Origin of the sequence: Paenibacillus sp. HW567 (assembly GCF_000374185.1) — a bacterium.
GTDB lineage: Bacteria > Bacillota > Bacilli > Paenibacillales > Paenibacillaceae > Paenibacillus_AQ.
The window spans coordinates 2,494,673-2,520,128 of sequence record NZ_KB910518.1 but is presented as its reverse complement, the minus strand read 5'-3'; the positions used below and the strand labels follow the sequence as shown (position 1 = coordinate 2,520,128).

At 51.3% G+C, this 25,456-nt stretch carries 24 protein-coding genes and 1 pseudogene; 6 read left to right on the top strand and 19 right to left on the bottom strand.

Annotated features, from left to right (window positions below):
- Positions 1 to 50: 50 nt before the first annotated feature.
- Positions 51 to 482, bottom strand: a complete 432-nt coding sequence (locus B212_RS0111455; RefSeq protein ID WP_028530759.1) for a MarR family winged helix-turn-helix transcriptional regulator — start codon at positions 480 to 482, stop codon at positions 51 to 53.
- 452 nt (positions 483 to 934) lie between these two features.
- Here B212_RS0111455 and B212_RS0111450 point away from each other — a divergent pair, with 452 nt between their 5' ends.
- Positions 935 to 2,539 (top strand): M4 family metallopeptidase, encoded by a 1,605-nt coding sequence (locus tag B212_RS0111450; protein ID WP_019910895.1) that lies wholly within the window; start codon positions 935 to 937, stop codon positions 2,537 to 2,539.
- 129 nt (positions 2,540 to 2,668) lie between these two features.
- Here the strand turns inward: B212_RS0111450 and B212_RS0111445 are convergent, their stop codons facing one another.
- From B212_RS0111445 to B212_RS0111425, 5 genes are all read right to left on the bottom strand, one after another.
- Positions 2,669 to 2,974, bottom strand: a complete 306-nt coding sequence (locus tag B212_RS0111445; protein ID WP_019910892.1) for a metal-sensing transcriptional repressor — start codon at positions 2,972 to 2,974, stop codon at positions 2,669 to 2,671.
- A gap of 87 nt (positions 2,975 to 3,061) precedes the next feature.
- Positions 3,062 to 4,966, bottom strand: coding sequence for a heavy metal translocating P-type ATPase (locus tag B212_RS0111440; RefSeq protein ID WP_019910891.1), 1,905 nt, complete (start codon positions 4,964 to 4,966; stop codon positions 3,062 to 3,064).
- 196 nt (positions 4,967 to 5,162) lie between these two features.
- Positions 5,163 to 5,801 carry an ABC-2 transporter permease gene (locus B212_RS0111435; RefSeq protein ID WP_019910890.1) on the bottom strand — a complete coding sequence of 213 codons (639 nt, stop codon included), beginning with the start codon at positions 5,799 to 5,801 and terminating at the stop codon, positions 5,163 to 5,165.
- Positions 5,794 to 6,663: an ABC transporter ATP-binding protein gene (locus B212_RS0111430; RefSeq protein ID WP_019910889.1), complete on the bottom strand. Its 870-nt coding sequence runs from the start codon at positions 6,661 to 6,663 to the stop codon at positions 5,794 to 5,796. Before B212_RS0111430 ends, B212_RS0111435 begins: the two co-directional genes overlap by 8 nt.
- Positions 6,660 to 7,040, bottom strand: a complete 381-nt coding sequence (locus B212_RS0111425; RefSeq protein WP_019910888.1) for a GntR family transcriptional regulator — start codon at positions 7,038 to 7,040, stop codon at positions 6,660 to 6,662. Before B212_RS0111425 ends, B212_RS0111430 begins: the two co-directional genes overlap by 4 nt.
- A gap of 220 nt (positions 7,041 to 7,260) precedes the next feature.
- On the opposite strand from B212_RS0111425, the gene B212_RS0111420 reads away from it, so the two are divergent.
- Positions 7,261 to 8,694: a hypothetical protein gene (locus tag B212_RS0111420; protein WP_019910887.1), complete on the top strand. Its 1,434-nt coding sequence runs from the start codon at positions 7,261 to 7,263 to the stop codon at positions 8,692 to 8,694.
- 64 nt (positions 8,695 to 8,758) lie between these two features.
- Here the strand turns inward: B212_RS0111420 and B212_RS0111415 are convergent, their stop codons facing one another.
- The 3 genes and pseudogenes from B212_RS0111415 to B212_RS31280 all read right to left on the bottom strand — a co-directional run.
- The gene (locus B212_RS0111415; protein ID WP_019910884.1) at positions 8,759 to 9,439 is read right to left on the bottom strand and encodes a succinylglutamate desuccinylase/aspartoacylase domain-containing protein; all 681 of its coding nucleotides are present in this window, start codon (positions 9,437 to 9,439) and stop codon (positions 8,759 to 8,761) included.
- A gap of 244 nt (positions 9,440 to 9,683) precedes the next feature.
- A complete protein-coding gene (locus tag B212_RS0111410) occupies positions 9,684 to 10,490 on the bottom strand; it encodes a hypothetical protein (RefSeq protein ID WP_019910883.1) in 807 nt (268 codons plus the stop codon).
- Between the two features lie 159 nt (positions 10,491 to 10,649).
- Positions 10,650 to 10,844 (bottom strand): annotated as a pseudogene (locus tag B212_RS31280) (DinB family protein); the annotation flags it as partial.
- 88 nt (positions 10,845 to 10,932) lie between these two features.
- On the opposite strand from B212_RS31280, the gene B212_RS0111400 reads away from it, so the two are divergent.
- Positions 10,933 to 11,793, top strand: a complete 861-nt coding sequence (locus B212_RS0111400; RefSeq protein ID WP_019910881.1) for an AraC family transcriptional regulator — start codon at positions 10,933 to 10,935, stop codon at positions 11,791 to 11,793.
- Positions 11,794 to 11,809: 16 nt separating this feature from the next.
- On the opposite strand, the gene B212_RS0111395 is transcribed toward B212_RS0111400, so the two are convergent.
- The 3 genes from B212_RS0111395 to B212_RS0111385 form a co-directional block, all read right to left on the bottom strand.
- Positions 11,810 to 13,213, bottom strand: coding sequence for a HAMP domain-containing sensor histidine kinase (locus B212_RS0111395; protein WP_019910880.1), 1,404 nt, complete (start codon positions 13,211 to 13,213; stop codon positions 11,810 to 11,812).
- On the bottom strand, positions 13,210 to 13,881 hold the full coding sequence (locus B212_RS0111390; protein WP_019910879.1) for a response regulator transcription factor: 672 nt from the start codon (positions 13,879 to 13,881) through the stop codon (positions 13,210 to 13,212). The genes B212_RS0111395 and B212_RS0111390 overlap by 4 nt, the downstream gene beginning before the upstream one ends.
- Before the next feature lie 89 nt (positions 13,882 to 13,970).
- Positions 13,971 to 14,510, bottom strand: coding sequence for a GrpB family protein (locus B212_RS0111385; RefSeq protein ID WP_019910878.1), 540 nt, complete (start codon positions 14,508 to 14,510; stop codon positions 13,971 to 13,973).
- Positions 14,511 to 14,684: 174 nt separating this feature from the next.
- Between B212_RS0111385 and B212_RS34470 the strand changes: the two genes are divergently transcribed.
- Together B212_RS34470 and B212_RS0111375 are read left to right on the top strand one after the other, a co-directional pair.
- Positions 14,685 to 14,855 (top strand): hypothetical protein, encoded by a 171-nt coding sequence (locus tag B212_RS34470; RefSeq protein ID WP_019910876.1) that lies wholly within the window; start codon positions 14,685 to 14,687, stop codon positions 14,853 to 14,855.
- Positions 14,856 to 15,147: 292 nt separating this feature from the next.
- Positions 15,148 to 15,504, top strand: coding sequence for a DUF4190 domain-containing protein (locus tag B212_RS0111375; RefSeq protein WP_019910875.1), 357 nt, complete (start codon positions 15,148 to 15,150; stop codon positions 15,502 to 15,504).
- Positions 15,505 to 15,586: 82 nt separating this feature from the next.
- Here B212_RS0111375 and B212_RS0111365 read toward each other — a convergent pair whose 3' ends face one another.
- The 5 genes from B212_RS0111365 to B212_RS0111345 all read right to left on the bottom strand — a co-directional run bounded on the left by B212_RS0111365 (position 15,587) and on the right by B212_RS0111345 (position 22,952).
- On the bottom strand, positions 15,587 to 17,782 hold the full coding sequence (locus tag B212_RS0111365) for a DEAD/DEAH box helicase (protein ID WP_019910873.1): 2,196 nt from the start codon (positions 17,780 to 17,782) through the stop codon (positions 15,587 to 15,589).
- Positions 17,779 to 19,098 carry an ATP-binding protein gene (locus B212_RS0111360; protein WP_019910872.1) on the bottom strand — a complete coding sequence of 440 codons (1,320 nt, stop codon included), beginning with the start codon at positions 19,096 to 19,098 and terminating at the stop codon, positions 17,779 to 17,781. Before B212_RS0111360 ends, B212_RS0111365 begins: the two co-directional genes overlap by 4 nt.
- A 7-nt stretch (positions 19,099 to 19,105) precedes the next feature.
- On the bottom strand, positions 19,106 to 20,731 hold the full coding sequence (locus tag B212_RS31275; protein WP_019910871.1) for a TerB N-terminal domain-containing protein: 1,626 nt from the start codon (positions 20,729 to 20,731) through the stop codon (positions 19,106 to 19,108).
- A 198-nt stretch (positions 20,732 to 20,929) separates the two neighbouring features.
- Positions 20,930 to 22,144: an MFS transporter gene (locus tag B212_RS0111350; RefSeq protein WP_028530757.1), complete on the bottom strand. Its 1,215-nt coding sequence runs from the start codon at positions 22,142 to 22,144 to the stop codon at positions 20,930 to 20,932.
- A 40-nt stretch (positions 22,145 to 22,184) separates the two neighbouring features.
- Entirely contained in the window at positions 22,185 to 22,952 is a 768-nt protein-coding gene (locus B212_RS0111345) for a DUF1836 domain-containing protein (RefSeq protein ID WP_019910867.1), read from the bottom strand.
- Between the two features lie 115 nt (positions 22,953 to 23,067).
- Here B212_RS0111345 and B212_RS0111340 point away from each other — a divergent pair, with 115 nt between their 5' ends.
- On the top strand, positions 23,068 to 24,369 hold the full coding sequence (locus B212_RS0111340; RefSeq protein WP_019910866.1) for a hemolysin family protein: 1,302 nt from the start codon (positions 23,068 to 23,070) through the stop codon (positions 24,367 to 24,369).
- Positions 24,370 to 24,438: 69 nt separating this feature from the next.
- Here the strand turns inward: B212_RS0111340 and B212_RS0111335 are convergent, their stop codons facing one another.
- Positions 24,439 to 24,948 (bottom strand): GNAT family N-acetyltransferase, encoded by a 510-nt coding sequence (locus B212_RS0111335; RefSeq protein ID WP_019910865.1) that lies wholly within the window; start codon positions 24,946 to 24,948, stop codon positions 24,439 to 24,441.
- 23 nt (positions 24,949 to 24,971) lie between these two features.
- Entirely contained in the window at positions 24,972 to 25,409 is a 438-nt protein-coding gene (locus B212_RS0111330) for a GNAT family N-acetyltransferase (protein ID WP_019910864.1), read from the bottom strand.
- Positions 25,410 to 25,456 lie beyond the last annotated feature (47 nt).

Here is a 25,456-nt window from a genome sequence, read left to right as displayed (position 1 = left end):
CTGTTTTCCAGTCATATTTTCTCACTTCAAAAAAAGCCAATTCTTAGCGGTTATAGGTTCGAGTTCACTTTCATCAATAAATTCATTAAGGTATCCGCTTCTTCTGCAGAAAGGCTCTTAGTAAGGCTATTCTCCACTTCCGTAAAAATCTCATTGAATTCATCGACAAGAACAACCGCCTTGTCCAATAAATAGATTTTTTTCTGCCGTTCATTGTCTTTCGGAATGACCCGTTTAATATACCCTTTTTTCTCTAATCCCTGAAGCATACTGGTGATGCTGGCTTCCTTGCGATTAAAGTGCGCTGCCAAATCCTTTTGGATCAGACCTTTATCCTGATTCTCAAAAATGTAGCCGATCATCTGCCCCTGCTGAGAATTCAGCCCCAGCTCCATTAATCTGGCGTCTCCTATTCTTTTCTGTTTCAAGCCAATCTCCCGAATCAGATTTGAATATGGAGTATTCGAAGCTGGTTTTGCCATACGACCCTCTCCCTTATAGGATTCATAGTTAGGATTCTAATTATAAGGAGATCATAAGCTTTAGGCTGCTGCTAGTCAAATTCGAAGGCATACTCTGCTTGAGAACTCATACTGGTTACGAAATTAAGCAGCAAATGGTGTAAACAAGGCGTCGCTTCGTTACGTTTCTTGATTATTTGACAAATTACATAAATCTCTTGACTCTTCCTAATTTTGTAATATAATAAAAATACTATAATTACATAAATATCCAGTTTTCTTGTCGTGGATTGAAATGTAGTTGTAAAATTCATGTGAAATGGGGGTGTCCTCTCACCTACTCTAATCAAAAGGTTGTCCGTTGCACTTGACTTTACAGCCAGATCGCAGCTTGGGTACAGGCTAGATAAAGGATGTCTACAAGAATTCGGCACAATTAAAAACCAACTATTTTGATTGGAGGAGTATTTTTTATGAAAAAAAGTTTAGCTTCCCTTCTTGCAGGTATTGTAGCATTAGGCTCATTCGCCTCCGTAGGTGCCGCAGCCGAGAGCAATGACCCCAGTAACTCCGGTGAGCTGTTCACAAGCTCTTCCCCCATTTCGCTTACGGATCAAGCCTGGAAAGCACCGGCAGGGGCAAATCCTGAGGATAAGGTATGGGGGTATCTCGAAAGTGTCAAAGGCAATCTGAGCCTGTCCGCCAAGGATAATGTACGCAGCAAATTTCAAATTACAGAACAAAAAACAAACGTCAAGACAGGCAGCCAGCACTACCGGTTAAGCCAATATATCTCCGGTATTCCGGTATACGGTGCAGATCAGACACTTCATATTGATAAAAGCGGCAACGTTACCTCTCTGCTCGGCAGCGTGGTTGAAGATGTCTACCAATCCATCCCGCAGCCGCTCATCCAGCTCAAAACCATTTCGGGAACAGAGGCCATTTCTGCTGCAACCCATGACGCAACGCTTACGTATGGACTGCTTGGGGAGTCCCAAATTGCGCCTGCAGCGCAGCTCTATTATTTTATCGTAGAAGGAGAACCTAAATTAGCGTATAAAACGGAAGTAAATGTGCTTGAGCCTGAACCGCTGCGGATACGGTACTTCATTTCGGCAGAGGATGGAAGTGTGTTGTTCAAGTATAATATTCTGGAGGACCTGACCGGTACAGGGACAGGGGTCAACGGGGATACCAAAACGTTCGAGACCCGACTCTCCGGCTCCACTTATCAGCTCTACGACAGTACCCGGGGCAAGGGAATCGCCACCTACACCGCCAAAAACCGGACCAGTCTTCCCGGAACACTCCTAACCAGCAGCAGCAACGTCTGGACGGACAAAGCCGCCGTTGATGCTCATGCCTATGCGGAGAAAACTTACGATTATTATCTCCAGCATTTTGGCCGCAACAGTCTGGATAACAACGGGCTGCAGATCCGCTCCACCGTCCACTATTACACTTCATACAACAATGCTTTCTGGAATGGAACACAAATTGTCTTCGGAGATGGAGATGGGGTTACATTTAAGGAATTATCCGGTGATTTGGATGTTGTAGGACATGAACTTACGCATGGCGTAACGGAAAATACGGCTAATCTTGAATACTATGGAGAACCTGGAGCGCTGAATGAATCCTTCTCCGATATTATCGGCAATTCGATTGAAGGCGACAACTGGCTGATTGGGGATGATGTGTATACCCCTGGAGTCGCTGGCGACGCCCTTCGTTCACTGGCCAATCCGCCCCTCTACAACCAGCCTGACAAATACAGCAACCGCTATACCGGCACCAGCGATAACGGTGGTGTGCATACGAACAGCGGCATCAATAACAAGGCCTTCTATCTGGCGGCACAAGGCGGTACGTTCAACGGTGTGACGGTCACAGGCATCGGCCGTGAAGATGCTGTACAAATCTATTACAATGCACTCGTATATTATCTCACAACTTCGTCTAACTTCTCTGCTGCGCGCACCGCAGTGATTCAATCTGCAACCGAATTGTTCGGAGCAGGCTCCGCTCAGGTTGCTGCAGTGACTCAAGCCTATAATGCGGTTGGAGTCCACTAAGAGCTGACACAACAGAACAGGCCAATGATCGGAGAAGATCATTGGCCTGTTTTTCGAATTGGCGGCCTCCGGCTTCTCCACAAGGATGAATTTTGTTCCCCCTAAGGATAGCACAGCCACCTGTCTCTGCTAGCGTATATAATTGTCGATCGCCTTGTTCAGATCCTCCAGCACCTTTTCCTCGTTGCCATGATGGACGGCTTTGACCACACAGTTCTCCAGATGGTCCTTCAGCAGCAGCTTCGCAGCCTTGTCCAGCGCTTTCTGCACGGCAGCAATCTGCAGCAATACCTCCGAGCAATCGCGGTCTTCGGCGGTCATTTCTTTGACAGCGCGGACATGGCCTTCAATACGGGCCAGCCGGTTAACGATTTGCTTGCGGTACTTGTGCTCATAATTCTCGTCATGATGATGACCACTTGCTTCCTGAACCATATATTCACACCCCGGCTTCTTTTCTATCATCTGAAGATAGCTTTAGGGGTATTATAGCAAGAATAGATTCCAAGAAACAAACAGGGCTTATTTGAGCAGCCGCAGGCCGCTTAAGATTACAGCCAGCGTACTGCCTTCGTGGCTGACCACACCGGAGGGCAGATTGATGCCGCCCGCGAAGTTGGACACAACCAGGAGCAGAATAACGGCGAGGGCGAACGCAATATTTTGCTTAATGACCCGGCTGGTACGGCTTCCCAGTGAGATGGCATAAGGAATCTTGGCAATATCGTCGGTCATCAGCACCACGCCTGCTGTCTCCAGTGCCACATCGCTCCCGGCGGCTCCCATCGCAATCCCAACGGATGCTGCCGCCAGCGCGGGTGCATCATTCACGCCATCCCCAACCATCGCAACTGCGCCATATTGCTCTGTCAGCTTACGGATCACGTCCAGCTTCCCATCCGGCAGCATCTCGGCGTATATCTCCTCCACTCCGGCTTGTCTGCCAATAGCCTCTGCCGTTGCCTTGGCATCTCCGGTAAGCATGACCACATGTTTGTTCATCGCTTTAAGCCGCAGAATTGCTTCTGAGGCATGAGAACGCAGAACATCCTGCACGGCCAGCATACCGGCATACCTTCCCTCATATTCAACGAAGACGACAGTTTTCCCCTCAGCCTCCAGTTGCTCCGCCTCGGCGATCGGTTCTTGAGCAATGTTAAGGTCCAGCAGCGCTCTTTTGCCAAGCCGGCAGGGCTTGCCGTTCACAAATCCGCTGACACCCATGCCGGTTACCGCCTGCATCGCAGCCGCCGGCTCAAGTATAAGGCTTAATTCCTCAGCCGCTTCGACTACCGCCCTGGCAATCGGATGTCGGGACAGGTTCTCCAGCGATGCCGCAAGGCGCAGCAGCTCCTCTTCCGCGAAGCCGTCCGCCGGACGGATGTCCGTCACCTGCGGCTTGCCCTGCGTGAGTGTCCCGGTTTTGTCGAAAACCACTGCGTTCACGCTCCCGATCTGCTCCAGGTGAATGCCTCCCTTGAACAGAACGCCTTTGCGGGCGGCATTGGAGATGCCGGACAGGATCGCGGGCATAATAGAAGAGACAAGTGCACATGGAGAAGCGACCACAAGGAAGATCATCGCCCGGTAAATCGTATCCTCCCAGGTCCAGCCGAACAGATACGGCGGCAGCACCATTAACAACAGCGCAAGCACAACCACACTTTTGGCATAAATGCCTTCAAACCGCTCCACAAAAAGCTGGCTCGGCGGCAGCTCATTCTTCGCCTCCTGTACCATATGTATAATCCGGGAGAGCAGCGTATCGTCCTCCGCCTTGGTCACAAGCACCCGAAGGGCGCCCTGCCCATTCATCGTCCCGGCAAATACCGCATCGTTCAGCGTTTTGTCCACGGGAATCGGCTCACCGGTAATGGTAGCCTGATCAACGGAGGAGCTGCCTTCGACAATGGTCCCGTCACAAGGGATACGCTCGCCGGGGCGCACCAGCACCAGATCTCCCTTTTGCAGCTCGGAGGCCTTGACCCGCTCTTCTGCCCCCTCACTCAGCCTTACCGCTTCTTCGGGACGGTATTTCAGAATTGCAGCGATATCCTGGTTAGTCTTCTCCATAGAGTAATCTTCCAGCGCTCCGCTAAGGCAAAAAATGAAGATCAGCACCGCACCATCCAGCCAGTAGCCGATGCTTGCCGCGCCAATGGCCGCAACGACCATAAGGAGGTCGACATCGAGATCCTTTTCTTTAAACAGGGTTTCCAGACCTTCCCACGCCTTGCGGTGCCCGCCTACAGCATACGCCATGACGAAGAAAATAATCGACAAGACCCCCTGTCCGCTCCGGTCTAGGCTCCAGGCCAATCCGATCAGCACCAGACAGGCGACAGCGATCAGGATTCCACCGTTCTTTTCCCATGCAGCCTTCCAAGAGAAAGCTTTGGTTTCCTTCGTTCGTATAATTTCTCCCATGCCATTCACTCCTCAAATATAGTGAGAACCGTTCTCATAAATATATCCCCCCTGGGGGCATATGTAAATGACTTTTCCACCTTGAGCTGTGATAAGCAGAAACCGAAGGATAATTTATAACGTGAAACAAATAAGCTTATATTTCAAAAAAAGGACCCCTGATTATAATCAGAGGCCACTTCTGGAGATTTATGGGTTATACGTCTTTCTTAATGTATATCCGCAGCGAAATCAGGTAAGAGCAATACAGAATAATTACATAAGCTAAGCCGGCAATAACCGGTATAAGTATGCTGTCAGTAGTTCCAGTAGCCAGCCACTCCGAAAACGCCGGGAAGCGGTCCTTCAAGCTGGAAAAGCCGGTGACATTGATCATGATCAGCATGATGAAAACAAAATTCACAATCTGCATTCCTTTTTGACCAAGCCAGTAATACAGCGGTAAATAAATGGCTGCAAGCATTGGGAATGTCGCGATGACCAGGAACAATTCTCTCCAGGCTACGGGCTCTGATGTCCAGCCAAGGAGGAAGGCAGTACCGTAGATTAGCAGAGTGCTGATTAGACTAATCAGGCAATAGGGCAGCAGCGCCAAATATTTAGCCAGCACCAATTGCTGCCTGCGCAGTGGAAGATTGACCAGAAACCGCTGATTATTATGCTGCACATCCAATGTGCAGGCGTTCATCATCATCAGCATGGATGGAAACAGCCCAAACATCGTGTAGTAATCTATATTCGTATAAGCCATGATCAAAAAGTAGGGAATCAGCAGCAGCATGAACTTGTGCAGCAGCATGAAATCCTTGCGGATCAAGTGCAGCGAGCTATACATGCGTTTCACTTCCTTTTACGGTAAAATACATAATTTCCTCCAGCGTCGGCGTCTCGCAAATCGCAGTATCCTTGAAATAGCGCTCTCCCTCCACCCGGTTGCCGATCAGTCCTTCAAAACCCAGTCCGCTCTCGCGGATGCCGATGAACCAGCGCCGGACATCCCGGTCAAGCAGCTCCTTCCCGCCTTTCACCAGCAAATACTTCTCCGCCAGTGTCTCCTTCATCTCATTAAAAATAATCCGCCCGTCGTTGATGAACACAATATAATCCGCAATCCGGTCCAGATCGGTAGTGTTATGGGTAGAGAACAGAATCGACTTCTTCTCATCCTGAATGTGCTCGCTGAGCAGCTCCAGCAGCTCCCTGCGGAAAATAGGGTCCAGACCCGACGTCGGCTCATCCATAATCAGCAGATCCGCATGATGCGACAGGGCAACCGCGAGCGAGAACTTGATTTTCATCCCTTTGGACAGATCCTTAATCTTCTTGCCGGGCGGAAGCTTGAACAGCTCCTGATATTTCTGGTATGTATGCTCGTCCCAGCGGCTGTAGAACGGGGCAACGACCCGCTTCATCTGTTTGACGGTAAGATTCTCATAATAGATATTCTCGTCCGATACGTAGCCAATCCGCTCTTTAATTGCCGCCTGATGGCGCAGGTGATTCTGCCCGAACAGCTCAATTTCACCCTGGTCAGGGTAGATCATCGACATCATCATTTTGATCAGGCTTGTTTTACCCGCTCCGTTCGGGCCGATCAGCCCTGTGATATACCCCTCCTTAATCCCGAGAGTAATATCCCGCAATTCAAAGCGGTCAAAGCTTTTGGTTAAGTTGTTCATGTGGATGACTTCACTCATTCCTGTTCCTCCTCATAGAGCAGCTTCAGCATTTCCGCAAGCTCATCGTACTCCATTCCCACAAGTCTGCTCTCTTCAATAATCTCCTTCAGCTTGCTCTCCATAATCCGCAGCCGTTGCTCCCGGATGAACTCCTGATCCGCTCCGGATACAAAAGACCCCTTGCCGACGATAGAGTTGATCAGCCCTTCCCGCTCAAGCTCCTCATACGCGCGTTTGGTGGTGATGACACTGATCTGCAGCTCTTTGGCGAGCAGGCGGATGGACGGCAGCGGTGTGCCGGAGACCAGCTCCCCCTGTAAAATCATTTGCCGGACCTGCCTTACAATCTGGGCATAAATCGGCTCGCCGGAGGTACTAGATATTAATATGTTCATGTTGCGGCACCAGCACCCTTTGTGATTAATGTATTTATTGTATATATGTAATATATACACCATTCCAACCCTTGTCAAGGCTATGCTTTTGTGCGAAAGGGGCAGATGAACAGGTATTACAGGAGGGCTTTAAGGGAAATGGTAATCATGAGGATTTTTATTTACCGTTCATTAACAATGTAGAGATATAATAGGTATAAAAAGGGGTTTATTCATTCCAATGCGAACAAAATGGTTCAAGCTGGGCTATGGGGTGCTGATCGCAGTGGTGGTAGCACTTATGATGCCAAAATATTCTTATAATGACCCGGACACCTTCTGGCATATTGAGCTCGGCCGCTATATGATTGACCACGGTACCATACTGCACCACGCCATACATACCTTTTATGGGGACAAGCTGCCTTATATCCCTCATGAGTTCGGCTTTCAGATATTGGTAGCTCCCTTGTATCAGAAATTCGGATGGCCGGGGATTTATCTGCTGACCGCGCTCTGTCTCTTCTTTTTGGTTATGGGTCTGCTCCGGCTGGGACGCGTTTCCCGCAAAGAGCTGGGCTATACGGAAGAGCATCCGCTGCTGCTGCCCTTCGTGCTGCTGATCACAAGCTGGATCTTCTACAACTATTTCAAAGGCAGACCGCAGATGATCTCCTCCTGGATGATCGTATGGTTCTTCGTCTATTTGCGCGAGTTCCAGCTTCAGACAAGCCTTAAATATGCTGCGGCAATGATCCTGCTCTCCTGCGCTGTAGCGAATATCCACACCGGCGTATGGCTGGTGATTGCGGTGTTCACAGGTATGGCCGCGCTGGAGTCGCTGCTGGAGCGGAAGCTTACCTGGCGGCGGGCTGCTGTGTTTGTACTGGTCTGGCTCTCCGGTCTGCTCAATCCGGGTGGACTAAAAAGCCTGCTGTTCATCTTTACCGTAACCCATAAGAACTTCAACATGCTGATCAATGAATGGCAGCCCATCCAGTATAGCCGTCTGGAGAACTTGCCGATTCTGCTGCTGCTGCTGTTTTTTGCTGTAACCTTGCCCTTTTCCCTGCAAAAGAAACCGTTCCGCTTCTTCCTCATGACCGGCATTCTGTATCTGGGCGTGTCCAATTTCAAGCAGAATTTGTTCATGTGGTTGTTCATCCCTTATTTTGCTGGCGCTTTCTTCGAAGCGGTCCCCTATCTCCGCAACACCACCTTCCGGTTCAGCCGCAGGCTGCTGATGGTTGCGCTGGCTGCCGGTCTGCTATTTAATATCGGCTATATCTTTGCTGTGCCGCCGGTAATCGACGCGAAGGCTTATCCCGTGGATGAAATGGATTATGTCCTGGAGCATTCCGCCCAAGGCACAAGACCCCGGGTCCTCTCCAGCTATGGTTCGTCGGGTTATGTCATGTTCCGTGGAGGAGATGTGCTCTGTGACGGCAGGCAGGACCCTTTTATCACCAAAGAATCTATAGGTGCAATGGGCTGGACTGCGTTTGAGCGCTCGATGTACGGCTTCTCAGAGTATCTCCCGGACATTGTAAAAGCCGATCATCCCGACTATATCATCGTCAAAGATGGAAGCTCGAGCAGGCTCTACCAGGAATGGGTGCAAGCCTTCGGCAGCCCGGTCTATAAAGGAAGCTACGGGAGCGTATTTGCACGCTGAACAGACAGAAGGCTAAGGTAGGCAGCCCTCTATCTGTTCACCCGGTTATTGGCTTAGGCCTGGCTCAGTGTGTTAATCCCGCCGCTCTCAAGAAATGAACGACAATCTCCGTCTGATACCGGACCCGCAGCGGGAAGCTCAGACTCCAGCAGGTCTCTACAGTGACTGCTCTCGCGCCAAGTATGCGCTGCATCGCCATCCGGGACGTCCCTGAACGCTCGCGCAAGTGGATATTGAAAGAATACGCAGGAACAGAAATAGACTCATTCATCCGCTTAACAATTTGCCGCGCCACAGGTGCCGCCTTGCTTCCCGGGCTGATGATCAAGGTTTGCCCCACCCGCTTGCGGTTTTTTTGCGACAGCCCGTTTGCCTCATGCAGGTCCAGGTACCACGAAGGATGATAGCGCCGCGCAAGTTCAAATAGTGCTGCGGCAAGCGGATGACTGGCACGGGACTTAGCGCTTCCCGGAAAGGTGCGGTTAAGATCCGGTACGCCTCGGATACACTTGCGGTATGCCTTCTGATTCACCAAAGGGACGATGATCAGCTTGCCCTTGCGGAGAAGCAGCTCCTTGCGTGTGAACCTTCCGGCCAGACTCTTAGCGGCGCGGATACTGGCCCGCTCGTTTCCATGAATACCGGAGACCACCATAAACACCGGTCCGGGCTGCAGGCTGTTGACTACATAATAGGGTGTGGCAAACGGCGTTCCGGGAGATAGCACACTTTTCTTAACAATCACCGAAGCTCACCTCCGTGTGTAAGCGCCGGATTGGCCCCGGCAGCTTCCGCAAATTATATCTATATGTGTATGCATTATAAGCTTCGCGGCTTGGACGAACACACAGTTGAAGACAATCGTTCATGGATAGCCCGAAAATTGCTGAAAACAGCAATGGTTACGTCAGCCGGAGCAAAAAAAAGCCCTGCATCTCTGCAGGGCATCATGTGGATTTGGAAAACACTGTAAAAGTAAATCGATCAATTTAGAACCACTTTGAATAGAACTGAAAGAAGTGAGTCTTGTAGCGCTCTTCCTGCTCTTTGTCGGCATACTCTCTGAATGATTCAAAAAGAGCTAGCAGCTTTTTGAATGCCGTATTATCTTCAAGCATAATGCTTGCTGTCAAAGCCTCCAAGTTCCTCTCTACTGCATTATGATAATCTCCCTGCTTATACAAATAGAGTGAATACAAGCACAAATATTCCGTGAAGTATCTCGCTGTAGTGGGATTTTGAGGATTGCTTTCAATTTTCTCTAATTCATCTGAAAGATCAGTTAGAACCCATTTTATAGCTAAATCGTTTTTTATTGCATATTCAAATATATTTATCATTCCAGCAATAAGTTCTCTCGGGTTTTGTTTTAAATATTGGATGTAGTCAACAAGAACTTCATGTTTCCCTTCCAATAAATCAACGGTGTATGTATTGCCTAAAGCAAATATATGAAAGTCTTCTACTATATATTGATCTTTTTCTTCAACGCCTTTTATCCTTGAAAGTTCTATATACTTTTGAATACATTCTCTTGACTCTTGATATTGTTTCATTTTTTGATAGGCCACACCCTTACATAGCTGTGAGAATCCGATGTAGTAAATTAAAGGTCTGGTATGAGGGGATATTTTGGTTGGCTGCTGTAACTGATAATAATATTGTACGCTAGACTCTTCATAGAGCCTGTCAGCAATTATAATCATATTATGCCAATCTTCACTAGAGAACACTAGTTTCAACATTTTTGTTAAAGAATCAATGTCGTCTATGTTACCCAAGTCTATTCCCTTCAACCCAAATCCTCCTTATTTGCCATTTTAATACATTATATCCCACATCTATACAATGGTCAAATAATTGATAGTCATAGTATTAGTCTGCAAAAAACGCGTCTTAGTTCATTTGCCTTCCTCGTCGGCCGAAGGACCGTAAAGACCCGGCACCGGAATATCGAGATCGAATTCCGGGTAAACAAAAATCGCAATTTGCCAGTTCAGCAGGTTGATCAGGTGCGTGGCCAGCCCGCTGAGCGTCATAGATTTCACGTGCGGCTTCCACGTCATATGGTCCTCTGGCAAGCGCTCCAGGATTCGGCGCGTAGCGGCAAGCTCAAGCATGGCGTCTCCGATAATCAGTTGTTTCACCATAGTTTTCCTCTCCTCCTTAGTTGCATTTCGGATAGGCCTGATGTAGCCTGACAATAGTGTGTTCCCATAGCAAAAAGGAGGCGTGTCCATGATTCCCGAACACTATCAATTTACTGCCGGCTTCAACCTGCTCCCGGAAGAACAGGACTTTGCCGTCCTGTTCAGCGGGGAAGGCCTTCCTTATCCCGGCCACAAAATTGGACCGTCCGTACATGATTATTATCTGATCCATACCGTTCTGACTGGGGAAGGCTGCTTTCAGAGCAGCACCGTCTCTCATCTGTGCCGCAGTGGAGACACCTTTGTCATCTTCCCCGGCTCACTGTTCAGCTATCAGGCGGACCGGCACTCCCCTTGGCATTATGCCTGGGTAGCACTCCAAGGCACAGCGGTATCCACACTGCTCGCCAGCATTGGCATTACGAAGGATCAGCCGCTGCTGCATTCGGAGAATACCGCCAGCCTTCACAGTCTGTATGAACATATCCGGCTGAGCTTCCAGCAGTCTGCTTACCCGCAGCTCGAAAGTCTTGAGGCCTCCGGCTGGGCAAGACTGCTGCTGCATCATTTCGGGCAGGACAATCTTGACCTGCTGCCTGCAAGACCGGCAGAAATGCCGGAGATTATCGACCGGCAGATTGATCAGGCCATCCGCTGGATCTCGCTGCAGTTCCATCAGCAAATCAGCATTGATCACATGGCATCCACACTCGGCTACCACCGGGCGCATTTGTCCAAGGCTTTTAAGCAGAAGACCGGGCTATCCCCGAAGCAATATCTGCTCAAGACCCGGATGGACAAAGCCAAGGGGCTGCTGAGCGGGCCGCTTACGATTGACCAGGTCGCTTCATCAGTGGGCTTCAACGATGCGCTCTATTTCTCCAGGCAGTTCCGCAAATTCAGCGGCATGTCCCCCAGTGAATACCGGTCGCTTCTGCGGCAGGAATAGGCCATACCGGGAACGGCTACATTGGATTTACCGGGAAAGAAAGGTTTACGGTCGTGCCGAGGCCAGATGTGCTGAAGACCGTAATCTCGCCGCCGTATCTTTTGACCAGCCGTTCTGCAATCGCAAGTCCCAGGCCGCTTCCGCCCTGTTCCCGGCTCCTTGATTTATCGACACGGTAAAAGCGCTGGAATACAAATGGCAAATCCTCCTGAGGTATCCCGATTCCCCGGTCCTCCACACTGATCTGTATCCTATTCGGTTGCAGGGCTCCGCTTACCGTAATAGCCCGCACGGTTCCCGAATACTTTACGGCATTATCCAGCAGTATGAGCAATATCTGTTCCAGATGATTCGGTACAATTTTGATGATCACACCGGCAATGGCATTGAGGTTCTGGGTAAACTGGAAATCGGCATGCAGGAGGGAGAAATTCCGCAGGGTGTACTGGATGGTATCCATCACGAGACAAGGAAACTCACGCTTCTCTGTAGTCTCCTCTTCAGCCCGCGTAAGCTCCAGCAGCTCGTTGACGATACCTTTTAACCGGCTCAGCTCCTGAACCGACACATTCAGCGACTCCTCCAGAATCTGCGGATCATGCTTACCCCAGCGGTTAAGCAGCGAAATATGCCCTTCGATGATGGATATCGGCGTCCGCAGTTCATGAGAGGCGTCCTCAACGAATTGCTTCTGGTTATAGAAGGATCTCTCCAACTGGTCCATCAAGTCATTGAATACTTTTGCGAGCTGCGCCAGCTCATCGTTGCTGCCCGAGATGCTTACCCGTTCCTGGAGCCCTTTTTGCTTAATGCTGATCATTGCATCACTTAAGGATTGAATCGGCCGCAGAAGCTGCCGGGACAGAAAAACCCCGCCCAATCCGCTAAGCACAATAGCCCCGATCCAACCCGCAAGCATAACAGCCAACAGCACGTCGCTCAGCTTGTCAGAGTTCTCCAGGTTATTCACAATTTCAATCGTACCGGTGAACTGTGACATTTGCAGCGGACTTCTGATCAGCAGCAGATGATCCTCCTCATGCCATACACTTTCCATCGTAGTTGTGCCGGAAACCTGCGGTTTGACCCAACCCTCTGGAAGCTGATCCGAAACGGTCAACACCGGATTGCCCTGAGAATCCAGTATCCGGATCATTTGATGACTCACATTGATGCTTTCTATAAAAGCGCGACTGCTCGCGATCCATTTGTCCTTCCCATCCTCTGTTTTGAGATACCCTTGAATTTCCCCCATATTCTTGGTGATGGAGGTTTCCTCCTGATGGAACATCCAACGGTTAATGACAAAATACTGCACACCGTTATACGCCAAAAAAAGCAAACAGAGCAGCACGGAGGCCCAGATAGCCAGCTTCCACCGGATGGAGAGCTTCGAGAACAGCAAGGCGATTCTGCTCATTTACGGATCACGTATCCCAGGCCGCGCAAGGTCTGCACGATGCTGGGCTGGTTCGGTGAATCAATTTTGCTTCTCAAATAGCTGATGTACACATCGACGACCTTCATATCCACATCCGATTCATAACCCCATACCGACTCTAGCAGCATCTCGCGCGTCATTACCCGCCCCATGTTCTGCATCAGCACCAGGAGGATATCAAATTCACGTTTTGTCAGTTCAACAGGTGTCCCATCCTTGGTCATGGTCCGGCCGAGAGCATCCAGCTTGATATCCTGGCACACCAGCAGCTCAGCGTCATTCAAGGAACCCGATCTTCGGAACAGGGATCTCATCCGGGCCAGCAATTCCTCTATTGCAAAAGGTTTGGCGAGGTAATCATCTGCACCGCTGTCCAGCCCGTCAATAGTATCCGATAACCCGTCTCTTGCCGTAATCATTATGACCGGAGTCTGCTTCACCTTGCGTATGCGCCGGCATACCTCGATGCCGTTTAGCCCCGGCAGCATAACGTCCAGCAGAATCATATCCCAGGCTTCCTCCTCCGCCAGCCTCAGACCTGTAAGCCCATCATAAGCCTGTGTCACCGAGTAAGACTCATGCTGCAGCTCAAGCTCTATGAACCGGGCCAAATTCTTCTCATCTTCAATTAACAATATTTTGTTCATAAGTGATCCTCTCGAGAGCCATTCTGATGCAGCTTCATTCATATCACTGCAAGTACAATAAAGTGTACCTCCCGTTCCTTAAAGAATCATTAATTATGGTCATTACCGGCCCGTTTCCCCGACTTTTTCAAAATGGAATTGACTATCTCAGTCTTGCCGTCACAGTAGCTGTCAATGTCATAGCGGAATTGCTCCGCCAGCCGTTGCTTCACTTCCTCATACTTCAAACGCTCCTCTGGATGAGTCCGCAGATAGTCACGGAAGGCGATATGTTCCAAATAACCCTTGCCGTCCTTGGGGCACACGTACAGATGGTATTTCATGAACGGGTCCTCCTGCTCCCGCTTGAACGCCTCCCTGCCCTCAATGCCGAGATTACCTTGATGCACATACCCGTATTGCGCCAGCCTTTCCACAATTTGCGGGAAAATATCGTAGCTCTCCATCACCAGATCAATATCAATGACGGGTTTGGCTGATAGTCCTTCCACAGAGGTACTGCCCACATGTTCAGCGGCAATGATAAGATCCCCGGCGATTTCAAGCATCCAAGCCTCAAGTCTGCTGAATTCCGTTTTCCATGCGGGATCGTAGGATACAACTTCAACAACCTTGGTTTTTTCCGGCATGATTGTCACCTGCTATGCAATATTTAGTACATATAGTATAGCAGTATCTGTCAACCCGAGGATAAATAGTGTCGTAAGCGCTCCAAGCAAGGTGAACGTGCGGAACTGTATCGGATTCTGGGATAAAATGCAAACCGGGGTCTCATACTATGTCCAGAGATGGAGGTGAATGATATGCCTAAAAATAGTGCCGATCCCAAGAAGGACCGCTCCAATAATCGTGCCGATAAGAAAAACAATCAGCGGGATCAGGCCCATTTTACGGAAGAGCCGATGATGGTCAGTAATCAAAAAGCCGCCGACTATGTGCCAAGCTTAAATGGAGTTACCAAAAATGAAACCTAATTGATCAAGCCGGCTGCACGAACGTCGCACCATGACGGGAAGGCAGCTTTTTTAACTTTTCTGAAGGCCGGTAAATAAAGGTGAGGCCATAAACGGAATTTTATAGTAAAATTGAAGAAATACAGGTGATGGGCCACTCTCAGAACAGGAGGTGAACAAGATCGGGGCATCAAGAAGGGGCCTGGACGAACTACATAGAACAGCCGATATAAAAAAGAGCACATCTCCATTTGGCAAATATTATATAATACAATGGAGCGCAGACTAATAAAACTTTTAAAGGAGCTACTACATGAGTTATCAACCCCCACCATTTGGAAATCAGGAGTATTATCCTCCACCTCCCCCGCCAGCCCGGACCAACGGCAAATCTGTTGCCGCTATGGTGCTTGGTATTCTAGCGGTAGTAACACCATATGTCGGCCTCTTATTCGGGATTGTTGCCATCATTCTCTCAGCAATTTCCCTGAAGGAGATCCGTACCCGCTATGAGCAAGGCAAAGGTATGGCGATTGCCGGACTGGTCTGCGGAATTATTGGCACGATCCTTTATGCCATTCTAATTGCTATAATCGTTCTCGCTGTGATTTTCTTTAATGATGGAAGTATTAACAGTATTGACACTTGGAATAGCTTCAACAACATCTAGCCTGATGGAGCAATTCCAATGTATACATCTTTATCCAAAAGGAAGCTGACACCGGTTTTTGAAATCGGCATCAGCTTCTTTTTTAGTTCTTCCGCCATTGCCTTAACACACCCAGCAAACCTGGAACATCCAGTCCGTCGAGTGAAAAAGCTTTGCGCAGCAGGTCATGCGGGATAAATTCGTCATATTTGCCCAGGTAAGGCGCTTCATCCGGTCCCAGCAGAGCTACGGGGTCTGACACGGTTGTTGCTTCAGCGATAATCTCTTCCTCCAGCGTCTCCCAATCCGCCTTTCCGGCGACTACCATGTAATAGGGCTCCATTGGAGTAACAGAACGCAGGCCCAGCCGGTCTTTCAAATTATTTTTGAGCAGACGCTCCAGCGTACGGAACTGCCGGCTTCCCGCCCAAGGCAGAATGAACATGGAGTCGCCGCCTGCGGGAAGGACGGAATGGGTCAGCAGCCCGCTCTCCTTCGCCAGACGGCGGGCACGCTCCAGCCTTGCTGCCGCACTTGGCGCCAGGTATGGGTACAGTGCAGTTGCTCCCAGCACCTCGCGGATTTTGGTCATAATGCGCGTATGCACATCCCCGCCTCCGCCAACCCACAAGGTATCGACCTTGCCGCGCGAGCCCTTGACGTACACTGCCTTGTGGCGGTTGTCCACCTCTTCCACCTTCCACAGCTTACCGGCCAGCGTGAAGCAGTAGCCCGGCGGCGGCACTGTGGTAATCGAACCGATCTCCTCCGTGCCGTTGTAGACCACATGCTCCTCATCGTCTTTAAATACAGCATAGAAGCGGAAGTTATTAACGATCTTCTCGCCGGCCATGCCGATCAGCAGGCCCCCTTCATCCATAACCTCAATATGCCCCATGCCAAGCATATATTCCATGAAGGCATCATAATCCGCAGGGTCGATGCTCTGGAAGGAAGGCAGACTCAGGACGGCCTCCTTCAGGTCCTCAGGTTCGGCTTCGCCCATGCTCTTCAAGATGCTCATCGTCTGATGGTACAGCAGGCCTACGGGCAGTTGCCGTACTACCAGCGGCTCCACCCATTTCTCGCGCACGTACAGCTCGATCACCGCGATTGCCCGCAGCAGCGTCCAAGGCATCCGTGCCGGAAGCTGCGCTTCCTCGTCCTCTTCCTCCGGTGTGACGAAGATCATCTCGGAGGCGGCGTCGCCCCGCCGGCCGGAGCGTCCCAGCCGCTGGACGAAGCTGGCGCAGCTATACGGCGCGCCGATCTGCAGCACCCGCTCCAGCTCGCCAAGGTCAATCCCCAGCTCCAGCGTCAGCGTCGCTGCAGCCACCGCGGGACCGGAGCCTTGCCGGAGCGCGGCCTCCGTCTCTTCACGCAGCATCGCGGAGATGCTCCCGTGATGCACGTAGAACACATCGCGCTCCCCGCGCTTCGCAGCAAGGCGGCGCATCTCCAGAATCGCCTCCTCGGCATCCGAGCGGCTGTTGGTGAAGATTAGCGCCTTCTTCAGGTGCGTGTGGTCATAAATGAAGCCGTGGTAAGCTTGCTTTGCCCGCTCCAGATGCTCCGCCTGCTGCTCGTCCCGCGCATCCGGGAAGGAAAAGTGCTCTACGCTCAGGCGCAGCTTCCGTCCGCCCTGCGGCGCGGAGACCTCCACGCTCTCGCGGGTCCCGGCGGCGAGCCACTCCGTCACGGAAGCGTAATCGCTCAGCGTAGCCGAAAGTCCGATCCGCCGGGGATGGCACCCGGCCATGCGCGAGATCCGTGCAAGCTGGCTCAGGACCTGGATGCCGCGGTCAGCGCCCATGAAGGCGTGCACCTCGTCAATGATGATGAACCGCAGATCATGGAACAGCGCCGGAATGGCGTTCGGCCGGTTCATCAGCAGCCCTTCCAGCGATTCCGGGGTGATCTGCAGCACCCCCGAAGGGTTCTGCACCAGCTTGCTCTTATCCGCCTGGGGCACATCGCCGTGCCAATGCCAGACGGGGATGTGGCCTTCGCGCAGCAGATCATTCAGCCGGGTGAATTGGTCATTGATCAGCGCCTTAAGCGGCGCAATATAGAGAATGCCCACCGAGGCGGACGGCTGTTCATACAGCTCAGTAAGCGCCGGAAAAAAAGCGGCCTCCGTCTTGCCCGAAGCCGTACCCGAGGCGATCAGCAGATGATGCGGGGTATCGAACAGCACCCGGCAGGCATCCACCTGGGCCTCCCGCAAGGTCTCCCAGCGGTTCTTATAGATGAACTCTTTTATAAATGGAGCCAGCCTGTAGAACGGATTGCTGCTCATAGGTCAAACTCCGCAAGGAAGCCGTCCAGTTCATTTGTCTCTGTCCCGGCTGGCTTCGGAGTACGCTCGCCAACGAGCTTCTCGAACGAAATCTCCGGATGCTGGTGCAGGGTATGCAGCAGATCCATGAAATCGCGAACCACCTCGCGCGCGGTGAGCAGCTCATCTGCGCCAAGCCTGCCCACAGCTTCCTCCATGAAATGCACCAGTTGTTCCTGTGTCAGTCTGGCTTCATAGCCGTAATGCAGGGCATGAATCCCCCGCAGCTTTTGCAGCAGCACCAGAATCTCCTCATGGGAGAGCATGTCCAGCGCTATAATCGGCCCGGTGAAATTGTTCAGCCCCGCTCCGCCGTAACGTCCGGCTACCAGACGCGAACGCAACGCTTCATAGCTGAACAATCCGCGCCGGCCATCTTCAACGAACTGTGGCGTTCCCCCGATGAAGATGCCCAGCCGCTCCGCTTTGCCCTGCATCGTATCATTGAACATAGTCAGCAGCTTCTCGTAATTGCTCTGGCGGGAGATGCTGTTGGTGATCTTATAGAGATTCACGCCTTCGTCAATGAACAGCAGCAGCCCTTTATAGCCGATTGCGCCGGTGAATTCGGCCCATAGCTTCATATAATCGTACCAGTTGTCATCATCAATAATGACACCCACATTCAGCGCCTTACGCGCTTCGGTACGGGTTGCGAATTCACCGCGCAGCCAGCGCAGAGAATCCTGCTTCAGATCATCATCCGCAAGCTTATGTCCATTCCAGTAGGATGCCAGCACCTTGGCAAAATCAAACCCGTGCACCAGGCCACGCATCTCCGAAGCTACCGTGTAGATTCGCTGCTCAACCTCTTCTCCGAGCTGCGGGGAGTCCGGTCCATAGCCCTTCTCCTGCATAACGGCCTGCTGAAGCGTAACAATCCACTTCTGCAGCATAATCTCCAGCGCCCCTCCGTCCGGGCGTGTGCGCGTTGACAGGTGACTCATCAGCTCACGGTAGGTGCCCAGCCCCTGGCCTTTGGTGCCCACAAGCCGCCGCTCCGGCGACAGGTCGGCATCGGCAACTACAAAATCCCGGTCCATCGCATAGTTGCGGATGATCTGCAGCAAAAAGCTTTTGCCGCTGCCGAATTTGCCGGTAATCAGCTTGAAGGCGGCTCCACCTTCGGCGATATTGTCCATATCCCGAAGGATCGCCTCCACCTCTGGACGGCGGCCGACGGCGATATGCTCCAGTCCGATACGCGGCACGACTCCCGCAGTCAGTGAGTTCACCAGCGCTGTCGTTATCCGTTTCGGTATTTTCAGTTCATTCATTTATCCTTCACCCCATTAAGTAATGCAGCATTGGCACATACTCCCCGTTCAGCTCTTCACCGTCAATCAGCAAATCCCCGAGCAGATCCATGGCAATTTCATTGATCTCATCAAACAGCAGCTCCGGCATAGTACCTCCGGCAGCAGCCAGATTATGTACTTCTGTGGAACCCTCTCCTGCGGCGAGGGCAAGCACTACAGCCCGCTGCAAGGGGGTCAGCGCAGCCGCGAGTGGCTTCCATAGCGCAGCGGCGCTGTCACCGGGGCTATGAAAATGCTCTTCTGTAGCCGGTACAGCACACTCCAATGATTCAACCGGCGGCTCCCCATCGTCTTCATCACTTACAGCGCCTGCGGCTTCGAGGGTTCCTTCTGCCGACGAACCGGCGCGGGCCCAGGTTTCAGCAGCTTCCGTTTCGTACCCGCTGTCGTCCAGCCCTGTGACCTCTTCTACCGTGAGCATTGTACGCACGATTTCTGAGTCGCTTTGCAGGCGCTCCAGCTTTTGCTGGTCGATGACCACTGCCGGCCCCTTCTCCTCCTGCTCCGCTTTGCGGAATTCGCGCTTCAGAAACCGTGTGACCAGATCCTCCATATCCGCATCGACCCGAACGTCCTTGAGTCTGCCCCGGAAGCCCAGCAGCTCACGCAGCTTATTCTCAGTCAGCCGGAACAGACGTGTGATCAGACTGCGCAGCGGAGGCGATTTGCTGATCCGCACTACTGGCACAAGTACAGAATACCCATATAATGAAATATCATAGACGGCGCTGCGGAACAGGTAACGCTCCCGGGTCACCGCCGGACCCGGCGGGAACATGCCGATCAGATTCGAACCGTGCTTCCGCGCCACATAGGCGTCAATGAGTGCAACCACCTGGGGAATATAACGTTCCGCTGCCGTTTTACCGTCACCGATATAGAATTTGGATTTGCTGATATCATAGTCCGACATTACCGTCAGCACTTCAAAGGTCAACTGCTCCGGGGCAGCCGAGAGACAGCGCATTAATTCCAGCTCGGCCAGATCGCCGGCGAGACCGCGCGTACGGGCAACAATTCCCGAGAGTGGAACCTCCAAATGATGCACAAACGAAAAATCCGCAATCCAGCCGCCAAGATATTGATCCAGACGTTTATACTGATCCCGGTACGCCTCCCAGATCAGATTCAACTGTCTATAGCCCTCCTCAGGGACGTCCCAGCCTACCCCGTTAATAAGCTCATAGACATGCAAGAAGATGTACGAAAGATCGGTCTTCAGGTATCTGCCCTGCCTAACTTCTTCCCGCCAAAAGAAATACCACCGGCTCTGCGCTCCCGTCATATGTCCATAGGTCGGCCAATAGCTTTTAAATGGAACAAATAACGCCGCAGCTTCCTTGCGGTCCACAAGCTCCCTTGCGCGCATTACAAACTCACTCTCTGTTGTCGTCACAGGCTCCTGCGTTTCTTCCATATCCCATAGCTGTAGCTGTACTGTAGTTTCTTCGGGCGCTTTCTTCTTTTCTCTGGCAGCCGGAGATTTGGGTATTGCCGCATCTGCGGAATTCCGGGCTGGAATCGGCAGATTCTGCTCTGTGCTCTCCCATACCAGCTCCGTAAAGTGCAGCCCTTCCCCGTTTCTCTTCATAGCTCTCCCCCCATTCACACGCCGGCAGACTTATTTCCAAGCTGCCGGCCAATCCGGCTTTATGAAAAAACGGTCCTGTTCACAGTTGTGAAGGAACCGTCTTGTTCGTCTCGCATTACGTTATCCAGTCTACAATTCATTACTAATATTAGCATTCTTGCCGGATGAACATCAAGTAGATGACATCTCCGCCAGCTCTTAGGTCAGCTCGGTTCCCTTCGTCTCTTTACCAAGGAAGAGCACCGCAAGCGCACCGATAATAATCGTGGCAAAAAACAGCAAAAAAATTGACCCGATGCCGATAGATTTGCCTACCAGCACACCCACCAGCGAAGGTGCGATAATCCCGCCAATCCGCCCGAAGGAGGCCGCCATGCCCGTTCCCGTCGAGCGGATCGCTGTGGGGTACAGCTCCGGTGTATAGGCGTACATTCCGCCCCAGGCACCCAGATTGAAGAACGACAAGCAGATTCCGGCTGCCATCAGCATTCCCTCGGTAGTCGCATTTCCGAACCAGGCCGCGCTGATCGCCGTAAGCAGCAGATAAATGACAAGGACGAACTTACGGCCGAACTTCTCAATGAAATAGGCGGCTGTAAAATAACCCGGAAGCTGGGCCAGCGTCATAATCAGCACATACTCAAAGCTTCTGACCAGACTGAAGCCTTTGAGGACCATTACCGTAGGCAGCCACAGAAACATGCCGTAATAGGAAAAGACCACCGTAAACCACAGAATCCAGAGCATCAACGTCGAACGGCGGTGTTCCGCTGACCAGACTGAAGCAATACGGCTGCGCAAAGGAACCGTTGTCTTCTTTTTAACCTCAGTGAACCTTGGGGAATCCTCAATAGCACGCCGCAAATATAATGCGTATAAGGCAGGAACGGCCCCGATGGCAAAAGCGATTCTCCAGCCGTAATCCGGAATAATGAAATAAGCGATCAGGGCCGATGCGATCCAGCCTGCCGCCCAGAAGCTTTCGAGCAGCACTACAGCCCGTCCTCTGTCCTTCGCCGGCATACTCTCGGATACCAGCGTCGAAGCAACCGGCAGCTCTCCGCCGAGCCCGACGCCGGCCACAAAACGCAGCACACACAGCACCGCATACCCTGCGGCAAAAGCTGACAATCCGCTTGCTATGGAGAAAATCAGCAACGTCCACAGGAGGACCGATTTACGGCCGAAGCGGTCGGCGAGAATGCCTGCTGCGGCAGCGCCTACGGCCATGCCCACAGAATTTATGCTCGTTAAATATCCTATTCTTTCGGGTCCCAGCCCCCACTCCTTGGCAAGCGCCGCCACCACAAAAGAAATCATTCCCACGTCCATTGCATCGAACATCCAGCTAAGCCCTGCGCTAAACAGCAGCTTTCTTTGCTTCGGATGCTGAAGCAGCGACAACTTATTCATCTTCATACACCTCTTCCTGGCTCTGGCTAATCAATCTGAATCAAAAATCAAGGAATAACGCCGCATTACAGTATTGCCGGGCCAGCGCCTGAAAATAACAGGTTTGCACGGAGATGGCGGCAATCATCAGCATGTTCCGTACCGCATCCCGCTGTGTTCGTGTCAGATGGCTCAAGCGCTGCATCATATTTTCCAGCGACGCCTTCAGCACTCTGTCCGCCTTGGTTGAATATTCCTGCTGGGCACTGCGGTCAGCGAGTCCCTGAACCTGGAGCACCGGAGAGCTTTTGATCTCCTCGAACAGCTCTGCATAGCCATAATATAATTGAGCCGGTTCTACCAAGTCATCATCGTCCCGTTCCGGCGCAAGGAACAGCAGCCTGAAGAGTTGACGGATGCTTTCGAAATCAAGCGCAGCCTTCAGATCATCAATCATAAAGAGCAGCGCAGCCTGATTGACTGAGTACTTCTTGCCCTCCCTGGGCGAGCCCAGATATTCCTTAAAGTCGCGTTTGACCCAGTTCTGCATGGCCGTAACCGACAGTGTAGAGTACTCAATCAAGTGGCCCAATGTGGCAATTTCCCCGAGCGACAGACCTTTAACTCTGCCGCCGTTAATGATCTTTTGCAGGAACGGAGGAATCTCTGTGGACAAAAAGGCAGGCAAAGTAGTGCCCTCCTGTACCTCTTCACGATGAAATTTCGTCCAGGCTTCTTGTAGAATATTCAGCGGTCTCCGCTCCGAAGCTCCGTGTAGGGACAATAGCAATTCGGACATCTCAATCCGGCTCAGTGTGATAGCTTCCATATATGGCACCCCTTCGCCATTTGATTTTCTATATAAAAGTTCGTACAATGAGTTCATGTGAACTCATAATATGAGTATAACCTATTTTAACAACGAAAGGGATGGTAAAGATTTTATGGGTATAGGACTTAGTTTGACGCTTGTGGCAATTTTGATTGTTTTAACCGCATTTTTTGTAGCGACGGAATTTGCATTGGTACGGCTGAGAGGCAGCCAGGTTAGCCAGATGGTGCTTGACGGGAAGAAGAACGCTTTAGCTGTACAAAAAGTGTCCGCCAACCTCGACGGTTACTTGTCTGCGTGCCAGCTTGGGATCACTATTACTGCCCTCGGTATCGGGGCTTTGGCAGAGCCTGCATTCGAGCGGCTGCTGATTCCGGTATTCGATTTGGCGAATATCAGTCACAGTGTCAGTGAGCCTATTGCTTTTGCATTGGCATTTATTATTGCCACATTCCTGCATGTTGTTGTCGGTGAACTTGCCCCGAAGACAGCCGCTATAAACATTCCGGAGAAGATCGGTCAAATTACCTCACCGCTGATTATTTGGTTCTACAGAATTCTGTACCCGCTGATTTGGATCATGAACGGTTCCGCCAATCTGCTGGTCCGCATGTTCGGAATGAAGCCGGCCAGTGAGCATGGAGATGCGCATAGCGAAGATGAGATTCGCCTGATCCTGTCGGAAAGCTATGAAAGCGGCAAAATCAACAAAGCCGAATACGGCTATGTGAACCGGATTTTTAACTTCGACGAAATGCTGGCCAAGGAAATTATGGTGCCGCGGACAGATATGGTGTGCTTATTCAAAGACCATTCTTTGAAGGAAAATATCGAGATCATCCGCAAGGAGCAGTATACCCGTTTCCCTGTAGCAGACGGAAGCAAGGACAACATTATCGGGATGATCAATACCAAGCAGCTCTATCTGAAATATGACAACAACCCGGACTTCGATTTCAAAAGCTTGATCCTGCCGCTCCTGACGGTATCGGAAGTCACTCCGGTTAAGACCCTGCTGACCCGCATGCAGATGGAGCGTGTGCATATCGCACTCCTGCTGGATGAATACGGCGGGACCTCCGGTCTGATCACCATCGAAGATATTCTAGAAGAAATTGTCGGCGAAATCCGCGATGAATTTGACGGTGATGAACGCAAGGACGTGGAGAAACTCAGTGACTCCCATTACCTATTTGACGGCAAGGTATCCGTCCTGGAGGTTAAGCAACTGACAGGTCTTGATCTTGATGACGACGAGGTCACCACCATTGGAGGATGGCTGTACAGCCATCTGGAGGAACCCGCTGTCGGCAAAAGTGTGCTTCATGAGCATGTGACGCTTACCGTCCGCGAGATGAACCGCCACCGCATCCGCAAGGTTGAGATGAAGATTGGTCAACCCAGCACTGTATAGATATGTTGGCATTCTGGCAATCTTAAATATAGCGAAAGGCGCTCCGGTTATGGAGCGCCTTTCTTGCATTTAAGATGAAAATATTCTGCACATGTAATATTCATCCACCCACTCGCCATTCACCTGAAGTGACTTCTTTTTGGTCCCTTCAATCTCAAACCCGTTTTTGCTGTATAACGCCAAAGCACGCTCATTATGTACCATAACTGTTAGCTCCAGACGGACGATTCCCGTTTCCTTTGCCCAATTCTCCATTTCCTTAAACAGGCCGCTGCCAATGCCCATGCCCTGATATTGCTCTAAGATGCCTATAACGATATAAGCGCTGTGGCGGTTGCGTCTTACACTTCCGCCTCTAACGGAAAGATAGCCCGCCAGTCTGCCATCCGTCTCGGCACCGATCAGGATGGAGGTTTCGGCATCCGCGAAGCTCCCGATCATCTCTTCCACCTGCTGAATACCCGTCTGCCGCTCATCAGGCTCGAGCAGCATGAACGAGGATTCTTCATCCAGGCGGTGCTGCAGATTAAGAAGCTCAGCGGCATCAGCCGGGACCAGCTTCCTCAGTGTAACAATCATTCCCATTCCTCCTCCCGCTCTTTTTAATCACTATTGAGGTACCTCTTAAAAAGTCTGCTTCCATCTCCATCATAACCAAGCCGCTCATAGAACCGGTGAGCCTCCGTCCGCCTCATGGCGCTGGAGAGCATCACCTTAAGCGCTCCCCTGGCTGCAGCCGTCTCTTCGGCATGCCTCATCAGTGCGGCTCCGTAACCTTTGCCGCGCGTTTCCGGCGCGGTCACTACCCGTTCAATCACAGCAAAAGGCCGTTCGCCGCTCAGCGCATCCATGCAAAAGTGAAGATGTACCGTTCCAACAACGGCTCCATCCGCTTCATATACATACAGAAAGCTCTCAGGATTGGTTGCGATTTGACCGATTCTTGCAGGCAGAACCTTAATATCCTTCTGGTCAGGCAGCAGTATCCGGTATAGCTGCTCAATGGAGGGCGCATCCTCCGGCACGGCTTCTCTAATCATAAACGAAAGTCTCCTATTTTTAGTTAACATCGTTAATTATCCGAAAT